This is a genomic window from Spirochaetaceae bacterium (assembly GCA_009784515.1).
GTDB lineage: Bacteria > Spirochaetota > Spirochaetia > WRBN01 > WRBN01 > WRBN01.
On the sequence record WRBN01000121.1, the window covers coordinates 1 to 3,371 of the forward strand.

A 3,371-nucleotide genomic window follows, 5' to 3' on the forward strand; every position below is an offset into this window, starting at 1 on the left:
CCTTTGTGCAAGGTAAAAGATACATCGTTTACAGCCTTTACTACGCCAACATCGGTAAAAAAATGCGTCTCAAGATTTTTTACATCAAGTACTACTTCTTTGTTCATTTAATTTCTCCTAAGTTCGGTTTTTAGCCTGTGGGTCAAAGGCATCGCGTAAGCCATCGCCTAAAAAGTTCATGGCGAACAAAAATAAGGTCATGGTAACTGCCGGGCCAACTAATAACCAAGGATAAATCTCCATGCCTCTGGCTCCATCACTAATTAACGAACCCCAGCTAGCCATTGGCGCCGAAACGCCCAGCCCAAGATAAGATAAAAAGCTTTCGGCCATAATAAAACCGGGTATACTCATAGTACCAAAAACAATGATAATACTTAAAGTGTTAGGTAATAAGTGTTTAGTGATGATGCGCATATTGCCGGCGCCAGCAGAGCGGGCCGATTGCACAAATTCGCCGTTTTTAAGCGAGATAATTTGCCCGCGCACCAAACGCGCTATCCCCAGCCACGAAATTAAAGCAATAGCTACAAATAAAATAGTTATGCTGCGCCCGCCGATAAAGCTCATAATAATGATAACAATAACCATAAAGGGCAACCCGTATAAAATATCAACAAAACGCATCATTACGTTATCTATACGGCCGCCTAAATAGCCGGCGGTGGCTCCGTAAAAAATACCAATTAAAAAGGAGGTGATGGTACCAAGCAAACCAATACTGATAGAGATACGGCCGCCGCGCACAATACGCGAGAGCATATCGCGCCCTAAGGTATCTGTACCTAAAAGGTAAACATTGTTAGCAAAATGGTCGGGGTCTAGCCTTGCAGCTTCCACAAAACCGCGCAGGGCCGTCAGTTCGGCAGCTTCTTCGGCCGAATGTTCTGTCCGGTTTTGATGCTGCATTAAACGGGTGATGTTAGCCTCGCGCCGTTCTAGGGCTATTTCGCCGGCCGGCCTTAAAGACGGCGGCAAATGAGCGTGGCTTAAAATTTGCCGCTCGAAGGGATAAAAAGGTAAAATGGGGGTAAGTAAGGCAATAATAATATAAAGAGTAGCCACAATAAAGCCAAACATACCCATTTTATGCCGCTTAAAACGCTTCCATGCATCTTGAGTAAGCGAGGTAGCTTTAAGCTCTTGCTCAAATTCGTTGGTAGTCGCCGAACCTTTGGACGGCTTTATTTTATCTAAAAAAGGTAATTTTTTCATCTATTAATCCTTGTTATTTGTAAGATATACGTGGGTCGATAAAGCCGTAAACAATATCTACAATAAAGTTCATTGTTATTAATATCATCGAATAAGTGATGATACCGCCCATCATTAAGGTATAGTCGCGGTTAAAGGTAGAACGTATTAAAAGGCCGCCCAAGCCCGGCACATTAAAGGTGGTTTCTATAACGACCGAGCCGGTAACCAAGCCGGCCACCATTGGCCCTAAGATGGTAACAACGGGCAGTAACGCTCCTTTTAAAACGTGCTTAGTTAAGATGGTAAATTCCGATAACCCTTTAGCCCGAGCCGTACGCACATAATCGCTGCGCAGGGTTTCAATCACCCCCGTACGCGTAATACGGGCAAAACTACCAAAGCTAGGCAAGGCTAAGGTAACGGCCGGTAAAACCAAAGCCATTAAACCTGCCCGGCTGTCTATCCAGCCCTGACTGGGAAACCACCCTAAATTTAAGGCAAAAACTAAAATAAAGATGGGGCCGATGACAAAAAGAGGCACGCTAATCCACATAATGGCCAGCGACATCGCCGAATAGTCTATAATACTATTTTGTTTTAAGGCGGCAATGAGGCCGGTAGTTACCCCCATAAGTAAAGCGAGTGTTAAAGCCGTTAGCCCAAGTGTGGCCGATACCGGTAAAGCCAGCGAAATTTGCTCGCTAACATTAAAATCGCGGCTAACCATAGAAGGGCCTAAATCGCCTCTAAAAATTAAATCGCCTAAAAATCTTAGGTACTGACGCGGTATGCTTTCGTTTAAGTGAAATTTGTCCATTAGTTGTTGTAAAATAACTTCGGGTACATTAACTTCGGTAGTAAAGGGGCCGCCCGGCGCCGCCCTAATAATAACAAAACCGAGTGTTACAATAATAAACATGGTAGGTATTAAGCTTAAAAAGCGCCTAACAATAAATTGCAGCATTTATTTATTACCTCCATTGTGGGTGAGTTTGGGACAAATAACAAGTTGTTTACTAATTTTCACAAAAATCCCTCCTTATTAAAAAAATTGTTTACAGATTATTACTTTTTGCTATATTATCTTACTTTGTTAAATTTATCAATAACAAAAATAAGCTACTATATTTTAAAGCTCATTTTATTAGCTGTCAAGTTAAAAATAAAAAAGAGGTGCTAAAGAGCACCTCTTTTTTATGTTAAATTAATTAACGAGGTCTAATACCTACATAAGGGTGCAAATCGTAGGGGTTAATATACCAGCCGGCCCATTTAGAAAGGTCGATTAGGTTATTATTTACCCCGTAATGTAAGGGCACAATTACTTGGTCTTGCACTACAACAATATCTTCGGCTTGCCTTAAAACGGCCATACGCTGCGGACCATCGGGTAAGGTTCTGGCATATTGCAACAAAGCGTCAAATTCAGGGTTACTGTAGTTAAAGTTATTGTTGCTGTCGCCGGTTTCAAAAATTTGCAAAAAGTACATAGGGTCGCCATCGCTGCCCATCCACCCCATTCTAAACATAATGGTGGTTGGGAAGATACGGCTTTCTAAAAAGCTGCCCCATTCCATATTTTGTAAATTTAAGGTAATACCTAAGTTATCGCGCAGCTGAGCTTGAATAAACTCGCCGTTTAACCGGTGGGTTTCGGCTGTGTTATATATAACTTGTATGGTAGGAAAACCTTGTCCGCCGGGAAAGCCGGCTTCGGCTAATAAAGCGCGGGCGGCTTCCGGGTTATAAAAACCTTCATCGGGAATATGGTCGTAGTTAGCCATACTAATAGGCACCCAGCCGCGGGCCGGTGTTTGGCCTTGACGGGTTACCGAATCTACAAGTTCGCGTCTGTTAATAGCCATAGCTATAGCGCGGCGCACGCGTGGGTCGCTTACGGCTGCGTGGCTGGCATTAAAGGCGTAAGCTTCGGTTAATACAGAAGGGTTAATATGAAAATCTGGGCGCAGTCTTAATTCGTCAATTAGCTGCGGAGGAAAGCTGCCGTGTACACCCCAGTCTACTTCGCCGTTTCTAAAGGCGTTTAAGCTGGCGTTTTGGTCAACAATCGGTAAAAAAGATAACCTATCGATAAACACATTTTCGCTGTCCCAATAACGCGGGTTAGGTACGGCTACAATACGGTTTTGCGGCACCCATTCTACTAAATTAAA

The 3,371-nt window shown here is 43.2% G+C and carries 4 protein-coding genes; all 4 read right to left on the reverse strand.

The annotated features are described in order from the left end of the window. Positions 1–107, reverse strand: a 107-nt coding sequence (locus FWE37_09385; protein MCL2521191.1) for a peptide ABC transporter ATP-binding protein, incomplete at its 3' end; no start/stop codon positions are given. 10 nt (positions 108–117) lie between these two features. Continuing rightward, positions 118–1,215, reverse strand: a complete 1,098-nt coding sequence (locus FWE37_09390; GenBank protein MCL2521192.1) for an ABC transporter permease — start codon at positions 1,213–1,215, stop codon at positions 118–120. A 13-nt stretch (positions 1,216–1,228) separates the two neighbouring features. After that, positions 1,229–2,161: an ABC transporter permease gene (locus FWE37_09395; GenBank protein MCL2521193.1), complete on the reverse strand. Its 933-nt coding sequence runs from the start codon at positions 2,159–2,161 to the stop codon at positions 1,229–1,231. Between the two features lie 244 nt (positions 2,162–2,405). After that, a partial coding sequence (locus tag FWE37_09400; protein ID MCL2521194.1) for an ABC transporter substrate-binding protein occupies positions 2,406–3,371 on the reverse strand: 966 nt, incomplete at its 5' end.